General features: G+C 65.6%; 16 protein-coding genes. 4 read left to right on the top strand and 12 right to left on the bottom strand.

The genetic code is table 11. From position 1 onward, the window contains the following. Positions 1-3 precede the first annotated feature (3 nt). The 4 genes from ACOQPC_RS09045 to rsmI all read right to left on the bottom strand — a co-directional run bounded on the left by ACOQPC_RS09045 (position 4) and on the right by rsmI (position 2,864). Positions 4-609: a DedA family protein gene (locus ACOQPC_RS09045; protein WP_420605419.1), complete on the bottom strand. Its 606-nt coding sequence runs from the start codon at positions 607-609 to the stop codon at positions 4-6. Further along, positions 606-1,562 (bottom strand): glutathione synthase, encoded by a 957-nt coding sequence (gene gshB, locus ACOQPC_RS09050; protein ID WP_420608106.1) that lies wholly within the window; start codon positions 1,560-1,562, stop codon positions 606-608. The genes ACOQPC_RS09045 and gshB overlap by 4 nt, the downstream gene beginning before the upstream one ends. Before the next feature lie 103 nt (positions 1,563-1,665). Then, positions 1,666-2,022 (bottom strand): YraN family protein, encoded by a 357-nt coding sequence (locus ACOQPC_RS09055; RefSeq protein WP_420605420.1) that lies wholly within the window; start codon positions 2,020-2,022, stop codon positions 1,666-1,668. Then, positions 2,019-2,864, bottom strand: a complete 846-nt coding sequence (gene rsmI, locus ACOQPC_RS09060) for a 16S rRNA (cytidine(1402)-2'-O)-methyltransferase (RefSeq protein ID WP_420605421.1) — start codon at positions 2,862-2,864, stop codon at positions 2,019-2,021. Before rsmI ends, ACOQPC_RS09055 begins: the two co-directional genes overlap by 4 nt. Before the next feature lie 11 nt (positions 2,865-2,875). On the opposite strand from rsmI, the gene ACOQPC_RS09065 reads away from it, so the two are divergent. Together ACOQPC_RS09065 and ACOQPC_RS09070 are read left to right on the top strand one after the other, a co-directional pair. Next, positions 2,876-4,102: a penicillin-binding protein activator gene (locus tag ACOQPC_RS09065; protein WP_420605422.1), complete on the top strand. Its 1,227-nt coding sequence runs from the start codon at positions 2,876-2,878 to the stop codon at positions 4,100-4,102. A gap of 283 nt (positions 4,103-4,385) precedes the next feature. Next, positions 4,386-4,784, top strand: a complete 399-nt coding sequence (locus tag ACOQPC_RS09070; RefSeq protein WP_420605423.1) for a four-helix bundle copper-binding protein — start codon at positions 4,386-4,388, stop codon at positions 4,782-4,784. A 166-nt stretch (positions 4,785-4,950) separates the two neighbouring features. On the opposite strand, the gene def is transcribed toward ACOQPC_RS09070, so the two are convergent. Then, positions 4,951-5,520 carry a peptide deformylase gene (gene def, locus ACOQPC_RS09075; RefSeq protein WP_420608107.1) on the bottom strand — a complete coding sequence of 190 codons (570 nt, stop codon included), beginning with the start codon at positions 5,518-5,520 and terminating at the stop codon, positions 4,951-4,953. A 224-nt stretch (positions 5,521-5,744) separates the two neighbouring features. Then, entirely contained in the window at positions 5,745-6,341 is a 597-nt protein-coding gene (gene recR, locus ACOQPC_RS09080; protein WP_420605424.1) for a recombination mediator RecR, read from the bottom strand. A 168-nt stretch (positions 6,342-6,509) separates the two neighbouring features. Between recR and fmt the strand changes: the two genes are divergently transcribed. Next, the gene (gene fmt, locus ACOQPC_RS09085; RefSeq protein ID WP_420605425.1) at positions 6,510-7,415 is read left to right on the top strand and encodes a methionyl-tRNA formyltransferase; all 906 of its coding nucleotides are present in this window, start codon (positions 6,510-6,512) and stop codon (positions 7,413-7,415) included. Between the two features lie 3 nt (positions 7,416-7,418). Then, a complete protein-coding gene (truA, locus tag ACOQPC_RS09090) occupies positions 7,419-8,255 on the top strand; it encodes a tRNA pseudouridine(38-40) synthase TruA (RefSeq protein WP_420605426.1) in 837 nt (278 codons plus the stop codon). Here truA and ACOQPC_RS09095 read toward each other — a convergent pair. From ACOQPC_RS09095 to ACOQPC_RS09120, 6 genes are all read right to left on the bottom strand, one after another. Continuing rightward, positions 8,189-10,084: an XrtA/PEP-CTERM system amidotransferase gene (locus ACOQPC_RS09095; RefSeq protein WP_420605427.1), complete on the bottom strand. Its 1,896-nt coding sequence runs from the start codon at positions 10,082-10,084 to the stop codon at positions 8,189-8,191. The genes truA and ACOQPC_RS09095 overlap by 67 nt on opposite strands. 10 nt (positions 10,085-10,094) lie before the next feature. Then, entirely contained in the window at positions 10,095-11,069 is a 975-nt protein-coding gene (xrtA, locus tag ACOQPC_RS09100) for an exosortase A (protein WP_420605428.1), read from the bottom strand. Continuing rightward, positions 11,066-12,283, bottom strand: coding sequence for a TIGR03087 family PEP-CTERM/XrtA system glycosyltransferase (locus ACOQPC_RS09105; protein ID WP_420605429.1), 1,218 nt, complete (start codon positions 12,281-12,283; stop codon positions 11,066-11,068). Before ACOQPC_RS09105 ends, xrtA begins: the two co-directional genes overlap by 4 nt. Then, a complete protein-coding gene (locus ACOQPC_RS09110; protein ID WP_420605430.1) occupies positions 12,280-13,350 on the bottom strand; it encodes a FemAB family XrtA/PEP-CTERM system-associated protein in 1,071 nt (356 codons plus the stop codon). The genes ACOQPC_RS09105 and ACOQPC_RS09110 overlap by 4 nt, the downstream gene beginning before the upstream one ends. After that, positions 13,347-14,180: an XrtA system polysaccharide deacetylase gene (locus ACOQPC_RS09115; protein ID WP_420608108.1), complete on the bottom strand. Its 834-nt coding sequence runs from the start codon at positions 14,178-14,180 to the stop codon at positions 13,347-13,349. Before ACOQPC_RS09115 ends, ACOQPC_RS09110 begins: the two co-directional genes overlap by 4 nt. Positions 14,181-14,253: 73 nt before the next feature. Further along, on the bottom strand, positions 14,254-15,588 hold the full coding sequence (locus ACOQPC_RS09120; RefSeq protein ID WP_420605431.1) for an XrtA/PEP-CTERM system-associated ATPase: 1,335 nt from the start codon (positions 15,586-15,588) through the stop codon (positions 14,254-14,256). Between the last annotated feature and the right edge of the window lie 8 nt (positions 15,589-15,596).

Here is a 15,596-nt window from a genome sequence, read left to right on the forward strand (position 1 = left end):
GGATCAGCGCCGCTCGCGCGGTTTCCAGGTTATCACGCGGTAGATGTAGAATAGCAGAATGGCGACGATCGTCGCCGTCGAGATCGGCCCCACATAATCGTCGATGCGGCTGAAATTCCTGCCCAGATAATAGCCGGCGCCGGTCAGGATGACGTTCCAGATCGCCGCGCCGGCGAAGGTTACGGCCAGGAAGCGGACCTGCCCCATGCGGAACAGGCCGGCAGGCAGCGAAACAATGGTGCGAAAGGCGGGAAAAAAGCGGAAGACGAACACGATCTTGCCGCCATGGCGCTTGAACAGCGCGTTGATCTTGCAGACATCCTCCCAATCGACCGTCAGCCAGCGGCCCCAGCGATTGACGAATTTTTCGAGACGCTGAAATCCATAGACACGACCCAGCAGATACCAGAAATAATTGCCAAGGGTGGAGCCGATCGTCCCGAATAGGATGACCAACTCGAAATTCATCCTGCCCTGCCCGACCTGGATGCCCGCCAGCCCCATGATCACCTCGGACGGGATCGGCGGGAACACATTTTCCAGGAACATGAGCAGCGCAATGCCCCAATAGCCGCCGTTCGCAATCAGGCCGACGATCCACTGGCTCATGACGATTTGTGCTCCGCCAGACGCCGTTCGATCGCGTCCCAAATTAAGCCCGCGCTGTCGGTGCCGTTGAACTTGTCGATCGCGACGATCCCGGTCGGGGACGTGACGTTGATCTCGGTCAGCCATTGGCCGCCGATCACGTCGATTCCGACGAAGACCAAGCCAAGGCGCCTGAGTTCCGGACCCATGGCGTCGCAGATTTCGCGCTCGGTTTCGGTCAATTCGGCCGCTTCGGCATAGCCGCCTTGCGCCAGATTCGACCGGAACTCACCCGCGCCCGGCTTGCGGTTGATCGCGCCGGCGAATTCGCCGTCGATCAGTACGATGCGCTTGTCGCCCTTTGCGATATCGGCAAGGAAGGGCTGCACCATATGCGGCTCCTTCCAGGTCAGGTTGAACAGCTCGACCAACGCCGAAAGATTATCGCCGGCCTCGCCGATACGGAACACCGCCTTGCCGCCGTTGCCGTGCAGTGGCTTGATCACGATGCTGCCATGCTGTTCGTGAAACGCGCGGATTTCATCGAGCCGCCGAGTAATCAGCGTCGTCGGCATGAAGCGGCGATAGTCGAGCACATAAACCTTCTCGGGTGCGTCGCGCACTGCCTTGGGGTCGTTCACGACCAGCGTCTCGGCCGCGATCCTTTCCAGCAACCAGGTACCGGTGAGATACCCCGTGTCGAACGGCGGATCCTGCCGCATCAGCACGACGTCGATATCGCTGCCGAGATCGAGCGTCACGGCGTCGCCGAGAATGTAATGGTCTCCTTCGACCCGCTGCACCGTGACCGGGAAAGCGCGCGTGGTCAGCCGTCCGTCGCACCAGGTCAGATCGCGCACGTCGTAATAGAACTGCTCGTAGCCCCGCTCCTGCCCCGCCAGCAGGATCGCGAAGCTCGAATCGCCCGCGATGTTGATGCTCTCGAGCGAATCCATCTGGATGGCCGCTTTCATCATGTTTTCCTTCGCTGCGCTCCTGCGAAGGCAGGAGCCCATCTGGTGACGATGCCTGATGGGCTCCTGCCTATGCAGGAGATCAGACGAATGAAATTCCTTATCAACGCCCGTGCCAGACATTGGTCAGGTGGCGCGGCAACCGGCCCGGCGCAAGCAGGATGATATCGAACCGCGCGTCGAAGCGTTCCCCGCAATATTGCGGGATCATCGCCTCGGCCGCCGCGGCGATGCGCCGGAAGCGGTAATCGTCGAGCGCATTCTCGGCCGCTTCGACGCTCGCGCGCGCCTTGACCTCGACGAACGCCACGGTACGCCCACGCCGCGCCACGATGTCGATTTCGCCGCGCGGATTGCGCACGCGCTGACCGAGGATACGCCAGCCGTGGAGCCGCAGCCACCAGGCCGCGATCGTCTCCGCCCGCCGCCCGCGCTTTTCGGCGGCGAGGCGCCGCGTCATGACCGCGCCTTCAGTTCGGTTGCCAGCGCGTAGAGCGCCTTGCGGTCGCGCCCGAAGCGCCGCGCCACCTCACCCGCCGCCTTCGATGTCGGCAGTCGATCGAGTGCCTCGAGCAGCGCCGCCTCGACCTGCTCCTCGCTGGCCGCGTCGGCGGTCTCCAGTGGCGGACCCACCAGCAGCACGATCTCGCCCTTGGGCGCGCCCTCGGCATAGCGTTCGGCTAGACCAGCCAGCGTTCCCGTCGCCACCTCTTCATGACGCTTGGTCAACTCGCGCGCCACCGCGCCCTCGCGCGCCTCGCCGAGCAACTTGGCCATGACGCCGAGCGTGCGGCCGAGACGCGGCCCGCTCTCGTAAAATATTAGCGTGGCGCGCAAATCGCTGAGCTCGGCGAGCATGTCGGCCTTGGCCTTGTCCTTCGTCGGCAGAAAACCGGCGAACAGGAAGCGGTCGGTCGGCAGGCCGCTGATCGACAGCGCCATGATCGCGGCGCTCGGCCCCGGCGCGCTGGTCACCAGTACCCCCGCCGCGTGTGCGGCGCGCACCAGCTTGTAGCCCGGATCGGAGATCAGCGGCGTCCCCGCATCGCTGACCAGCGCCACCACGCCCTGCCCCGCCGCCGCCAGCAACTCGCCCCTATCTCGCTCGCCGCTATGATCGTGATAGGCGCGCATCTTCTTGTGCAGCCCCAGATGGCGCAGCAGCTTGGCCGTCACCCGGCTGTCCTCCACCGCCACGATATCCGCCGCCGCCAGGATCGCGGCCGCACGTGCGCTCACATCTCCCAGGTTGCCGATCGGCGTGGCCACGATATAGAGGCCGGGAGGAAAATCCATTTGCATGAGGGTACGTCATGACAGAAGCAGTTGCGGCGCGGCAAGCCGGGTTCGATCCCGGCGCAAAAAAGCGTCGCAAGACGGTGTGGCTGAAGCGCTGCGCTACGGCTGCCGGCCTCCTGTTTCTGACCGGCTGCGAAACCCTGCTTCCCAGCGGCGGGCGGCGCCCGCCCCCGCGCACCGAGGCGCCGCCGCCGGTGTCGCGGCCCGCGCCGCCCGAAAACGTCGTCTCCGCCGACGACAGCCGCCACAAGATCGCGCTGCTGCTGCCTACCAGCGGCGAGAATGCCGACATCGGCCAGTCGATCGCCAACGCCACCACGCTGGCGCTGCTCGACATCAACGCTTCGAACATCCGTATGACCACATACGATACCGCCGGCGATCCGCGCGCCGCGGCGCAGCGGGCGGTGGCGGACGGCAACAGCCTGATCCTCGGCCCGCTGCTGGGCGACAATGTCGTGACCGTCGCCGGGGTGGCCCGGCAGCGCAATATTCCGATCCTCAGCTTTTCCAACGATTCGGGCGTCGCGGGCCAGAACGTGTTCGTGCTCGGCCATCTGCCCAGCCAATCGGTCGAACGCGTGGTGCGCTATGCCGTCGCGCACGGACAGAAGCGCATCGCGGGTCTCGTGCCGCAAAATGTCTACGGCCAGCGCGCCACCGGCGCGCTCACCCAGGCGGTGCGTGCCGCCGGGGGCACGCTCGTCGGCATTCAGCCTTACGACCGCACCAGCCAGTCGGTCGATGCCGCAACCAAGGCGCTTGGCCAGGCCGGACCGTATGACGCGGTGCTGATCGCCGATACCGGCCGCGCCGCGATGGCCGCCGCGCCGCTGCTGCGCCGCAACGGCGCGGGAACCGCACAGTTTCTCGGCACCGAGCTGTGGAACACCGAGAGCGCGCTGGCCGGATCGATCCCGATGCGCGGGGCGATCTTCGCCAGCGTCTCGGACGATCTCTACCGCCAATATGCCGACAAATACCGGACGCGCTTCGGCCGGATGCCCTTCCGTCTGTCCAGCCTGGGATACGACGCGGTGCTGCTGGTCGCCAATATCGCCAAGGACTGGCGCGTGGGCACGCCCTTCCCGGTCCAGCGATTGACCGACCCCCAAGGCTTCATCGGCATCGACGGGTCTTTCCGCATTCTTTCGAACGGACTCAACGAGCGCAACCTGGAGGTGCAGGAGATACGGGATGGCAGTTTCGTGACGATTGATCAGGCGCCCCGGGGGTTCTGAGCATTTAGCGGTTCAACTTGGCGATTGTATCGATTGAAAATCCAGCGTCTTGAACGTGGTTGGTGGCTATCCTGCTCAAATTAAAAAATATCGTTCGTCACCCCAGCGAAGGCTGGGTCTCGGGCGGGATAGCGAGTACGCCCGAGGTGCCAGCTTTCGCTGGCATGACGAACGGAGGCGGCGGTTTGCAATCGCTATGCCTGCCTTCAATTGATGAAGGCGGGTGGAACGAAGTGTGCGCCCGCCCGCTTGATCTCCCGAAACCCATCAGGAGAAGACCCTCATGTCCATCGCAGAAATGATCGCCGACCATCCGCAAGTTAATGGCGATGAAGATCCGGCGTTGGGTCGGGCCGTCCGCCACGCCCTGTTCTGCGCGGCAATCTGCAACAGCTGCGCCGATGCCGACAGCGCCGAGGACGGCGACATGGCGCAGTGCATCCGCAGCTGCTCGGACTGTTCGGACATCTGCACCGCCACCTACCGCACCGCCAGCCGCCGCACGGCCGGCAACGTCCAGCTGATCATGAGCATGTTCGAACTGTGCATCCAGGCTTGCGAGGTTTGCGCCGAGGAATGCGAGAAGCACGACAACGCCCACTGCAGGCGCTGCGCGACGATGTGCCGCGAGACAATCGCCGATTGCAAAAAGGCGCTGGAATTCATGAAAAAGGACGGCTGAACGCTTCTCCTTCTCCCCACGGGAAAAGGAGACGAAGCCCCGGATTTAATCCGGGGCGGAGTTGGATGAGGGTGACGGCGTTAGGACGACATAGTCACCCTCACCGCTGCGACTAGCGAGCAAGCTCGCAAGTCTCGCCGCCTCTCCCAAGCGGAGAGGCAGGAACCTACGCCGCTTCCTTGCGCAGCTTGCCCAGCTTCTTCAGCACCATCTGACGCTTCAGGCGCGACAGATGGTCGATGAATAGAATACCCTCGAGATGATCCATCTCGTGCTGGAGGCAGGTCGCCCACAGGCCGTCCATCTCTTCCTCGTGAACTTTGCCGTCCAAATCCTGCCAACGCGCGCGGATCGTCGCTGGGCGCTCGACTTCGGCATATTGCTCGGGGACTGACAGGCAGCCTTCCTGGTACACGCTATAATCCTCGGACGGATCGAGAATTTCGGGATTGATGAATATGCGCGGATCGCGCTTTACCGGCTGGTGCGTGTGCACGTGCCCGCCATGGTCGCAGGCCTCGGGCTCGGCATCTTCATCCGGCTCCTGCAGGTCGATCACCAGCACGCGCTTGGGCACGCCCACCTGGATCGCGGCGAGGCCGATGCCCGGCGCGGCGTACATCGTCTCGAACATGTCGTCGACCAGCGTGCGCAGTTCGCCGTCGAACTCGGTCACCGGTGTGGAAACGGTCTTGAGCCGGGGATCCGGCACTTCGAGGATCGGTCGGATAGCCATGCACGAGAAGATATGATCGGCGAGTGCGAGGGTCAAGCACGGGCGTTCCAAACCCGTTGAAGCATTCCGTGTTGGTGACAGGTAGCTGTCCTACAAGGGTGGCAATGGTCTATGACACGGCATGGCTATGCACCACCCCCTCAACCGTTCACCGCTCACACACAACGCTTCACCGGAATTTCTTGCCCCCAGTGCCGTCACCCCTGTCACCTTTCGCGAGTCGCTCAGCCGATCGGGCGTCTGGCCCTCAGCGCCTGCGCCAACGTGCCCTCGTCGAGATAATCCAGCTCTCCACCGACCGGCACGCCGTGCGCCAGCTGGGTCAGCCGCACCGGCTGTTCCTCCAGCCGTTCGGCGATGAAATGCGCGGTGGTCTGCCCTTCCAGCGTGGCGTTCATCGCCAGCACCACCTCGTCGATCCCGCCTTGGCTCACCCGCGCGACCAGCTTGTCGATCGTGAGGTCCTCCGGCCGCACGCCCTCGAGCGCGCTCAATCGCCCGCCGAGCACATGATATTTGCCCGGAAACAGCCGCGCGCGGTCGAGCGCCCACAGGTCGGCCACCTCCTCGACCACGCACAGCGAGGTCGGGTCGCGGCGCGGGTCGATGCAGATCGCGCAGGGGTCCAGCGTGTCGACATTGCCGCAGACCGAACAGGTGGTCAGCGTCTCGCTCACCGTCCTGAGCGCGGCGAGCAGCGGCAGCAACGCGCCTTCGCGCTTCTTCATCAGATGCAGCACCGCGCGCCGGGCCGAACGCGGCCCCAGCCCCGGCAAGCGCGCCAAGGCCTGCGTCAGCGCTTCGATTTCTTGAGATGCCATGCGCGGGAAGGTAGGAGAGCGAAGCGCGGTTGGAAAGCTTCAACCCATATCCCGTTCGTGCTGAGCCTGTCGAAGCATTGTCCTTCCCTTTTCGCCGGCTCGCGAAGAATAAGAACAGCCTTTCGACAAGCTCAGGGCGAACGGACCTTTTGACCCGGAGTATGACCTTTGCGCCTAGCTTTCATGGGAACGCCGGACTTCGCCGTGCCGACGCTGAACGCGTTGCACGAGGCGGGGCACGACATTGCGACGGTCTATTCGCAGCCGCCGCGCCGCGCCGGGCGGGGCAGGAAGCTGACGCCCACGCCGGTCCATGCGCGCGCCGAGGAACTCGGCCTGGAGGTGCGCACGCCGGTCTCGCTCAAGAACGCGGACGAGCATGCCTGGTTCGCGCGGCTCGAGCTGGACGTCGCGGTGGTCGCCGCTTACGGCCTGATCCTGCCGCAGGCGATCCTCGATGCGCCGCGGCTCGGCTGCCTCAACGTCCATGGATCGCTGCTCCCGCGCTGGCGCGGCGCGGCACCGGTGCAGCGCGCGATCCTGGCGGGCGATGCGGAAACCGGCGTCACCATCATGCAGATGGACGCCGGGCTCGACACCGGCCCGATGCTGGCGATGGCCGCCACCCCGATCGCGGACCGGACGGCGGGCGAGATCGCCGACGAGCTGGCGGTACGCGGCGCGGCGCTGATGGCAGAGGTGTTGGCAAGCCCGCGCGATTTCCCGCGCGAAAAGCAGCCCGAGCATGGCGCGACCTATGCCGGCAAGATCGACAAGGCCGAGGCGCGGCTCGATTTCAAGGCGGCGGCGAACGCGGTGGAGCGGCAGGTGCGCGCCTTCAACCCCGCACCCGGCGCCTTCTTCGAAAATGGCGGCGAGCGCTACCGGGTGCACGCGGCGCGGATCGTGGATCGGGAGGGTGCAGCGGGCGAGGTGCTCGACGAAGGACTGACCATCGCATGCGGTTCGGGCGCGATCCGCCCCACATTGATCCAGCGCGCTGGCAAGCCTGCGATGGCACTGGACGATTTCCTGCGCGGCAATGCGATCTCCTCCGGCACGCTGCTCGGCTAAGCCATGCCCCGCTTCGCCTTCACCATCGAATATGACGGCCGCCCGTTCGTCGGCTGGCAGCGCCAGCAGGGCGACCCGAGCGTGCAGGCCGCGATGGAACGCGCGATCCACGCGATCACCGGTCAGACGGTGACGGTCCACGCGGCGGGCCGCACCGACGCGGGGGTCCACGCGCTGGCGATGCGCGCGCATGCCGATATCGACACCGCGCTGCCCTGTTTCCGGCTGCTGGAAGGGATCAACGCCAAGCTGCGGCCCGACCCGGTGGCCCTTCTAGATTGCATGGAAGTGACGGACGACTGGCATGCGCGGTTCAGCTGTACCAGCCGGTCCTATATCTACCACATCCTCAACCGCCGCCCGTTCCTGACGTTCGAGGCCGGGCTGGCGTGGCGCGTCGGGCCTCCGCTCGACGCGGATGCGATGCAGCGGGCCGCGCAGATCCTCGTGGGGCGGCACGACTTCACGACCTTCCGCTCGGCGCATTGCCAGTCCGCCAGCCCGGTCAAGACGCTCGATCTGCTGGAGGTGTCGCGGGAGGGTGACCGCATCTCGGTGCGGGCCGAGGCGCGGTCCTTTTTGCACCATCAGGTACGCTCGATGGTGGGTTGCCTCAAACTGGTGGGGACAGGCAAATGGAGCGCCCGCGACTTGAAGGCGGCGCTGGACGAGGCCGACCGGCATGCGCTGGGATTCAATGCGCCGCCCGATGGACTGTATTTCGTGGGGGCGAGCTATCCTGACCCCAATACCGTAGGCATATTCGTGCCGGATCACCCCCCGAACAATCGCTCGACCGATTTGTCGAGCATCAGCATCTGCCAGATCAGCCGGCCATGATCGCGCCGCCCGGCGATATGCTCCTCCGCGATCCGCTCCAGCGCCTCGCCGTCGAACCAGTCGGTGCGCGCCAACGCAGAGCGCGTGCCCATCGCCCGCGCCTCGCCCGCCAGCGGTCCGCGAAACCAGGCGCTGATCGGCGTGACGAAACCCATTTTGGAGCGGTAGAGAATATCTTCTGGCAAATAGCGCTCCATCGCGCTTTTCATCAACCATTTGCCCTGCCCGCGCCGCACGCGCATATTATCGGGCAGCCGCGCGGCGAATTCGATCAAGCGGTGGTCGAGCAGCGGCTCGCGCGCCTCCAGCCCCACCGCCATGCTCGCCCGGTCGGTCTTGGTCAGGATGTCGCCGGGCAGCCAGAATTTCAGATCGGCATATTGCGCCCGGTCGAGCCCCGAACGCGCCGGCGCGTCGCGCATCAGCCGGATCAGCCGTTTCTCGGCCCGGTAATCGCCGAGTGTGCCGCGCATGCTGTCCGAATAGAGCGCTTGCCGCGTGTCGGGACCGGTAACGCTCAGCGCATCGGCATAGCCCTCCTCTCCACTGCGGGCCAGCGAGAGCAAGGTGGTTTTGGCACGCAACGGGCGCGGCGCCCAGTCGGCCTTCGGGTAGATCGCGCCGAGTCCGCCCAACAGCGTGCCCCGCAGCCTTGCAGGGAGCGAGCCGCGCACCCGCTCCTCCGCCGCATGAAAAACCTGCCGCCGATAGCCCGCCAGCGCCTCGTCCGCTCCGTCGCCGGACAGCGCGACGGTGACATGCTCGCGCGCCAGTTCGCATACGCTGAGCGTCGGCAAGGCGGAGGCATCGGCAAAAGGCTCGTCATAGATATCGGCGAGCCGGTCGATCCGATCGAACTGGTCCGCACCGACGACGCGCGCATGATGGTCTGTCGCGAAGCGATCGGCGATGGCACTCGCGTAATCGCTCTCGTCCAGTCCCGTCTCGTCGAACCCGATCGAGCAGGTGGTGACCGCGCGCCGCGAAGCCTCGGCCATCAGCGCGACCACACTGCTGCTGTCGACGCCGCCCGAAAGGAACGCGCCGAGCGGTACGTCGGCGACCATCCGGCTCACCACCGCCTCGCGCATGATGGCGAGCAGCTCCTCTTCCAGCTCGCCCGCATTTGCCTTGGATCGCTGCGTGAAATCGACGTCCCACCAGCGGCTGGGTTGTGCCAATCCGCCAGCGCTGCGCAGCGTCAGGTGATGGCCCGCCGCCAGCTTGCGCACGCCATGCACGATCGAGCGATCGTCGGGAACATAGCCGAAGGCGAGATAATCCTCGACCGCGCGCTCGTCCGGCACGCGGCGCAGCAGCGGATGGACCAGCAGCGCTTTCAGCTCGGACGCGAACGCTACCGATCCATCGGACAGCGCGGTATAGAAGAGCGGTTTGACGCCGAGCCGGTCGCGCGCGAGGAACAGCGTGCGCTCGGCCTGATCATACAGCGCGAAGGCGAACATACCGTGCAGGCGTTCCAGGCAATCCACACCCCATTGCGCATAGCCGGCCAGGATGACCTCGGTATCGCCATCGGTGCGAAAGACATGGCCCCTGGTCTCAAGTTCCGCCCGCAACGCCCTGAAATTGTAGATTTCGCCGTTGAACACGATCTGAAGACGACCGTCCGCATAGCCCATGGGCTGCGGACTCCCCGCGATGTCGATGATCGACAGGCGGCGATGGCCGAGCCCCACGCCGGGCGCGGTCCACACGCCCGATCCGTCGGGTCCGCGATGCGCGATGGCGTCGGTCATCGCCTCGACCCGAACGGGATCGACGGGCTTGGCCGTGCCGATGTGGAAGATGCCCGCGATGCCGCACATGGGCAGTGCCCTAGAGCAGGATCGCAGCGATGGCGAGCGGCAGCGCGGCCAATCCGATCAACGCGGCGATCATCGGGACCGGCCGTGCGACATGAAGGAATGGCCGCTGCAGATAGGAGGGCTCGAAGGCGGGCGCATCGGCGTTCTTGTCGAAGAACGGCCAAGCCGCTGCCAGCACCACCGCGATCACCACCGCGAAGAAAATCCAGCCGTAGAAGATATGATCGAACCCGGCGGCGAAATCGAGCCCGCGATGATGCGCGATGGTGATCGTGCCCCAGGCGCGGATACCGTTGGCGACGATCGGCACGATTACGCAGGCTGCGAGAAACGCGGCCCGGCGCCGGCTGCTGCGAAAGCACAGGTTCGCGACGAGCGCGCCGAGCGCCAGCATCGCGATCAGGAATTTGACGCCCGAGCAGGCCTCGGCGACATGGAACAGCCCGGCGGGCGTGGCGATGTCCAGACCGGCGATATGCGCGGGGATGCCGCTCCAGCCGAGCATCGCCATGCTCATCCTGGCGGTGACGATCTGCAGCGGATAGATCAGCTCGTCGCCGAACGGCACGAGGAAAAAAGAGAAGAACAACGGAAAGGCCAGCCCGCGCGCCACCATCGGGCCGGTGAGCGCGACCACCGCGCCCTGCAGCATCATCACCAGCGCCAGATGCCGCGCGAAATTGATGTCGAGCGCCTGCCCGATCAGCCAGAACAGCGCGGCGAGCGCGCTCCACATCAGCCCGGGCCACCAGGCGGCGGGCGTGAGTTCAGCCAGCTCGTCTTTGCGCTGCATCACCAGCCAGCCGAGGATCGGCACCAGCAGCAGGCAATGATTATAGGTCGAGATATTCCACCAGATGCCGAAAATCTGCGCGGCATCGCGCCAAAACATGACGAGAATTATGAGCGCCGCCACCGCGATCAGCGGCAATGCGCGGGCCCATGCGCCCGGCGCACGATCGATCGGGGCGGCGACGGCGGTCATTCTGCCGCGGCCATGGCCGGTGCATCCGGCAGACCGAGGATCGGCCCGAGCGGCGCGAGCCGGGCATCCCAGCGGTAATGCGCGGCGACATGCGCGCGCGCGGCCCGGCCCAGCGCTCCGCGGCGTATGGGGTCGGCGAGCAATTGGCAGGCCATGCGGGCTTCCTGCTCGGGCGTCTCGGCGACCGTCAGATGCTCGCCCGCCACCGCATCGATCCCCTCGAATGCCGCCGCGCTGGCGAGCACCGGCCGCGCCATCGCCATCGCCTCGAGCACCTTGTTCTGCACCCCGCGCGCGATCCTAAGCGGCGCGACGACGAGATCTGCGGCGGCGAGCCAGCTGCGCGTATCGGGCACCTCGCCGGTGACGAACACCCCGTCCTTGTCCAGCGAGCGCAGTTCGGCGGTTGGCGCACGACCCACGATGGCGAAATGCGCGTCTGGAAAACCCGCGCGAATGATCGGCATCGCGGTTGCCGCGAAACTCCGCGCCGCCTCGATATTGGGGCGATAATCCATCTGTCCGGTGAAGACGATCAGCGGGCCGTCCGGGCGGCGTTCGAGCGGCGCGATATCGGGATTTTGGGGATCGAAGCGCTCTAAATCGATGCCATTGCCCACGGCCTGCACCCGCTCGGCTCCGCTGCGTGCGCGAAACAGCGCCGCCTCGGCCTCGCTGACGAACAGGCTGGCATCGGCGCGGTCCGCGACACTGGCCTCGAAGCCTGCCAGCAGCCGTCCCTCACGCCGGTTGATCCATGCCATCGGCCCGCTGCCCTCAACGCCATAGCGTTCGAACTTGGCGCTATCGACATCGCCGAAATCCATGACGACGCGGCCCCGATAGCTTTTGGGAATATATTGCGCCATCTGGCTGGAAAATATGTGGATCGTTTCGATCCCTTCGCGCTTCACCAGCCGGTCGATCTTGCGCCGCATGGTCGGCGAATCGAACGCGGCGAGCGAGACCGGGCGGTGCGCGGCCAACGCCCTCACCCCCGCCTTCCACATCGGCCGGATGCGCGGCTCGAGGATGGTCGAGACCGTCACCGCCTCCAGCGCCTCCCGATATTGCCAGTCGTCCAGCTGATCGACGAAGGCGGCGACATGCACCGGCGCGCGCTCCGCGATCCAGCGCAGCATATGATAGGAGCGTATCTTGTCGCCGCGATCCGGCGGCCAGGGCATCCGGTGGGCGACGAACAGGACGCTCATCCCAGGCCCTTGGCGATCCACGGCCCGATCAAATTGGCGACCGGCAGCGGCAGCTTCCGCCACAGATCGACCATCATGCGATATTTGGGGCTGTTGGGATTGACGTCGCGCGCCTGTCCGTCGGCGCTCCAGCTGGCGTAGCGCAGCGGCTGCGGCTCAAAACCCCAATTCTTCTTGTAGCTGTAAGGCCCGGTGCCTGTCTTGGAGCGGCCGAAATCGAAGGTCGCGCAGCCGCGCGAGCGCGCATGGGTCATTAGCGCGAAATACATCAGCTCATTGGCGCGAAGACCGCGCGCCGTATGCAGGCCGCCGCCCCAATAGGGCAGTACGGTGCCTTGATGGTAAAAGCTCAGCACGCTCGCGACGGGCTTGCCTTCGTGCAGCACGGTCAGGATGTCCGCGTCTTCACCGAAGCCATCGAGCATCGCGGCGAACAGCTTCTTCGGGAAGACCGGCGTGCCGAGATTGCGCACGCTTTGCGAATACACCGCATAATGCCAATCGCGATCCCGCTGGCCGCTGCCGGTTTCCACGGTGAGATCGCCGCCGAGCGCCTTGCGGATTTCGGCGCGCTGCTTGCGCGGCACGGCTTTCAGCTGTGCGTCCTCGTCCGCCTCGATGGGCCGCGTGAACCCGCAATAGGTGGTATCGTCGACGCTCCAGCCCTCGCCGCTCGGCTGCGTACCGCCGCGCAGTTCGAATGTCGGAAATCCCTGCTCGCGCGCATCGCTGATCGCATGATCGGTAAGCAAACGCCGCGTCGCGTGGTCGTCGGCAATGATCCCGCCATCGACCGCAAAGCCCGTGGACACCAGCGCCTTGCCGAACAAGGGCGAGCGGATTTCGGTTAGCGGCAGCAGCCCGCAAATCCCGGCAACGCGGCGCGCCACCAGATAATAGCCCTTCTGACCGCATCCCTGTCGCACCGCTTTCAGCCAGGCCGGGCGATGAAATGGCGTGCTGTCCTCGCGCTTTGCCAGGAACGCTTGGACATCGGCCATCGCGCCGGCATCGTCGAGCGAAACATGGTGCAGGCACGGCGTATGATCGGCGAACGGCGCGCTCATGGCAGCCGTGCCTTCTCGATCGCCGCAACCGTATCGACGCGGCCCCAATAGAATTCGCGCAGCATGCGTTTCAGCTTGGGCTCCATCGCGGAAAGATTGGTGTAATGCCGCAGTTTCGACTTGAGCGGCGCATCGGCAACGCGCGGCTGATCGGGGTCAATCTCCCATGGGTGGAAATAGAAGATGCCGGGGCGCGCGTCGCGTCCGTTGACCTGCCCGAACGCCCAGCGGCTGAAGGCGTAGGGGAACATGCGGAACCAGCCCCCGCCACCGGCAGCGAGCCGCTTGCCCAGGAACATGGCGGTGGTGACCGGCAGCTCGATCATATCCGCACCCGCCACGGGGCGGAACGCGAAGCGCCCGGCCTCGGGCCAGCCATAATGATCGCTCTGCACCGGCGCGACGCTGGAGGAATAGGCATAGCCCTTCTCGGCCAGGATTTCGTGCGCCCAGGGGGTGCGCTTGTCGATCGAGAAGCTCGGCGCGCGATACCCGGTGACGGCGACGCCGCCGGCGTCCTCGAGCAGCTTCTTGGCGCGATCGATATTGTCGGCAAAGGTCTTGGGCGTCAACGTGAACACGCGCTCATGACCATAGCCGTGACTGGCGAGTTCGTGCCCTGCTTCGGCGATGCGGCGCATCAAGGCGGGATAGCGTTCGGCGACCCAGCCGAGTGTGAAAAACGTCGCCTTGACCCCGGTGCGGTCGAACAGCGCGATCACCGCGTCGGCATTGCGCTCGACCCGGCAATCGAAGCCGTCCCAGTCCTCGCGGTCGATCACCGTTTCGAACGCGCCGACCTGGAACCAGTCCTCGATGTCGACCGACATGCCGTTGAGGATCGATCCCTCGGTGATTGGGCCTTGCAAGGTCACGCCGGGCTCCCGGTAGGAAGAACAGACTTCAGGCGGCGCGGCGATGCGTCAGGCCATCCTCGCGCTCGACATAATCGAGCAGCAGGGCGACCAGGCGCTTGATCGTCGCCTCCTGAGCTTCGACGCGATTGGCCAGCATGTCCACCCGCTCGACGAGCGCGGCGAACCGGTCCTCGCCGATCGAACCGCGCGGCGCATCTTGATCGACCTCGCCGCGAGCCGTTTCGAACCGCTCATCGTCATCCTCCGGCAGGATGCTCCGCGCCGGCTCGACATCGGGCACCGCCTCGAACACCGGCGGCTTGACCCCCGGCCGGAAAAACCGCTGCGACGGCGCCTTGAGCTCTTCCGGTTCGTCTGCGAGGCCGGGCTCAGCGGCCTTCGAAGTTTGCTCGGGCTTTTCCGTGGCGAGGGCCGCCTCGTGCTCTTCGATTTCCGGAGCGGCCGCCGTCTCGTCGGCGGCCGGCGCACCGTGTTCCCCGATCGGTTCAGGCTCCGGCACGATATGGACCGGCGTTGAAGCTTCAGGCTCGGACATACGCACATGGTCGCCGTCACCGTTCATATCGGCAAGCACGTCCTCGATCAGGCCGACCTCGATCCGGTCGACCTTGTCGACCGCGCCCATCAGCAGCACGCGCGTCATCAGCATGTTGAGCTTGCGCGGCACGCCGCCGCTCGCCTCGTACAGTTTCTCGATCGCCGCCATGGTGAAATCGGGGCGCCCCGTCCAGCCGACCTTGGACAGCCGGTGGGTGATATAAGGCTCCATCTCGCCCGGCTGCATGGCCTCCAGATGATGGGTCGCGATGACGCGCTGGCGCAATTGCTCGAGCCCCGGCTCACCGCGAAGCCGGTCGCGAAATTCGGGCTGGCCGAGCAGGAATATCTGCAGCAGCGCCTGATTGCCCAGCTGAAAATTGGACAGCATGCGCAGCTCTTCGAGCGTCTCGGTCGGCAGGTTCTGCGCCTCGTCGACCACCAGCAGGCAGCGGCGGCCCTGGCGCGCTTCCTCATGCAGGAACTGCTCGATCGCACGCAGCGTATCGCTCTTGCCGTTGCTCGCTGCAGCAATGCCGAAACATTCGGCGACCATGTGCAGGAGATCCTTGCCTTCCAGCTGGGTGGTGACGATCGTCGCCGCGGTCAGCCGGCCGGGATCGATCGTTTCCATGAGGTGGCGCACCAGCGTGGTCTTGCCCGCGCCGATCTCGCCGGTGATGACGATGAAGCCCTCGCCCTGCGCCAGCCCATAGCCGAGATAGCTCAGCGCCTTGCGGTGCGTCGCGCTCTCGAAATAGAAGCGCGGATCGGGGGTCAGCTGGAACGGCCGGCCGGTCAGCTCATAATATTGATCGTACATCGTCTGTC

This window comes from Novosphingopyxis sp. (assembly GCF_965218915.1).
GTDB lineage: Bacteria > Pseudomonadota > Alphaproteobacteria > Sphingomonadales > Sphingomonadaceae > Novosphingopyxis.

Excerpts from the sequence above, each read along its gene's own strand:
- ACOQPC_RS09045 (WP_420605419.1), bottom strand. The coding sequence starts at position 609 with ATGAGCCAGTGGATCGTCGGCCTGATTGCGAACGGCGGCTATTGGGGC.
- ACOQPC_RS09110 (WP_420605430.1), bottom strand. The coding sequence starts at position 13,350 with ATGAGCGCGCCGTTCGCCGATCATACGCCGTGCCTGCACCATGTTTCG.
- gshB (WP_420608106.1), bottom strand. The coding sequence starts at position 1,562 with ATGAAAGCGGCCATCCAGATGGATTCGCTCGAGAGCATCAACATCGCG.
- ACOQPC_RS09120 (WP_420605431.1), bottom strand. The coding sequence starts at position 15,588 with ATGTACGATCAATATTATGAGCTGACCGGCCGGCCGTTCCAGCTGACC.
- ACOQPC_RS09055 (WP_420605420.1), bottom strand. The coding sequence starts at position 2,022 with ATGACGCGGCGCCTCGCCGCCGAAAAGCGCGGGCGGCGGGCGGAGACG.
- ACOQPC_RS09070 (WP_420605423.1), top strand. The coding sequence starts at position 4,386 with ATGTCCATCGCAGAAATGATCGCCGACCATCCGCAAGTTAATGGCGAT.
- ACOQPC_RS09095 (WP_420605427.1), bottom strand. The coding sequence starts at position 10,084 with ATGTGCGGCATCGCGGGCATCTTCCACATCGGCACGGCCAAGCCCGTC.
- xrtA (WP_420605428.1), bottom strand. The coding sequence starts at position 11,069 with ATGACCGCCGTCGCCGCCCCGATCGATCGTGCGCCGGGCGCATGGGCC.
- rsmI (WP_420605421.1), bottom strand. The coding sequence starts at position 2,864 with ATGCAAATGGATTTTCCTCCCGGCCTCTATATCGTGGCCACGCCGATC.
- ACOQPC_RS09115 (WP_420608108.1), bottom strand. The coding sequence starts at position 14,180 with ATGTCGGTCGACATCGAGGACTGGTTCCAGGTCGGCGCGTTCGAAACG.
- def (WP_420608107.1), bottom strand. The coding sequence starts at position 5,520 with ATGGCTATCCGACCGATCCTCGAAGTGCCGGATCCCCGGCTCAAGACC.
- ACOQPC_RS09105 (WP_420605429.1), bottom strand. The coding sequence starts at position 12,283 with ATGAGCGTCCTGTTCGTCGCCCACCGGATGCCCTGGCCGCCGGATCGC.
- truA (WP_420605426.1), top strand. The coding sequence starts at position 7,419 with ATGCCCCGCTTCGCCTTCACCATCGAATATGACGGCCGCCCGTTCGTC.
- ACOQPC_RS09065 (WP_420605422.1), top strand. The coding sequence starts at position 2,876 with ATGACAGAAGCAGTTGCGGCGCGGCAAGCCGGGTTCGATCCCGGCGCA.
- recR (WP_420605424.1), bottom strand. The coding sequence starts at position 6,341 with ATGGCATCTCAAGAAATCGAAGCGCTGACGCAGGCCTTGGCGCGCTTG.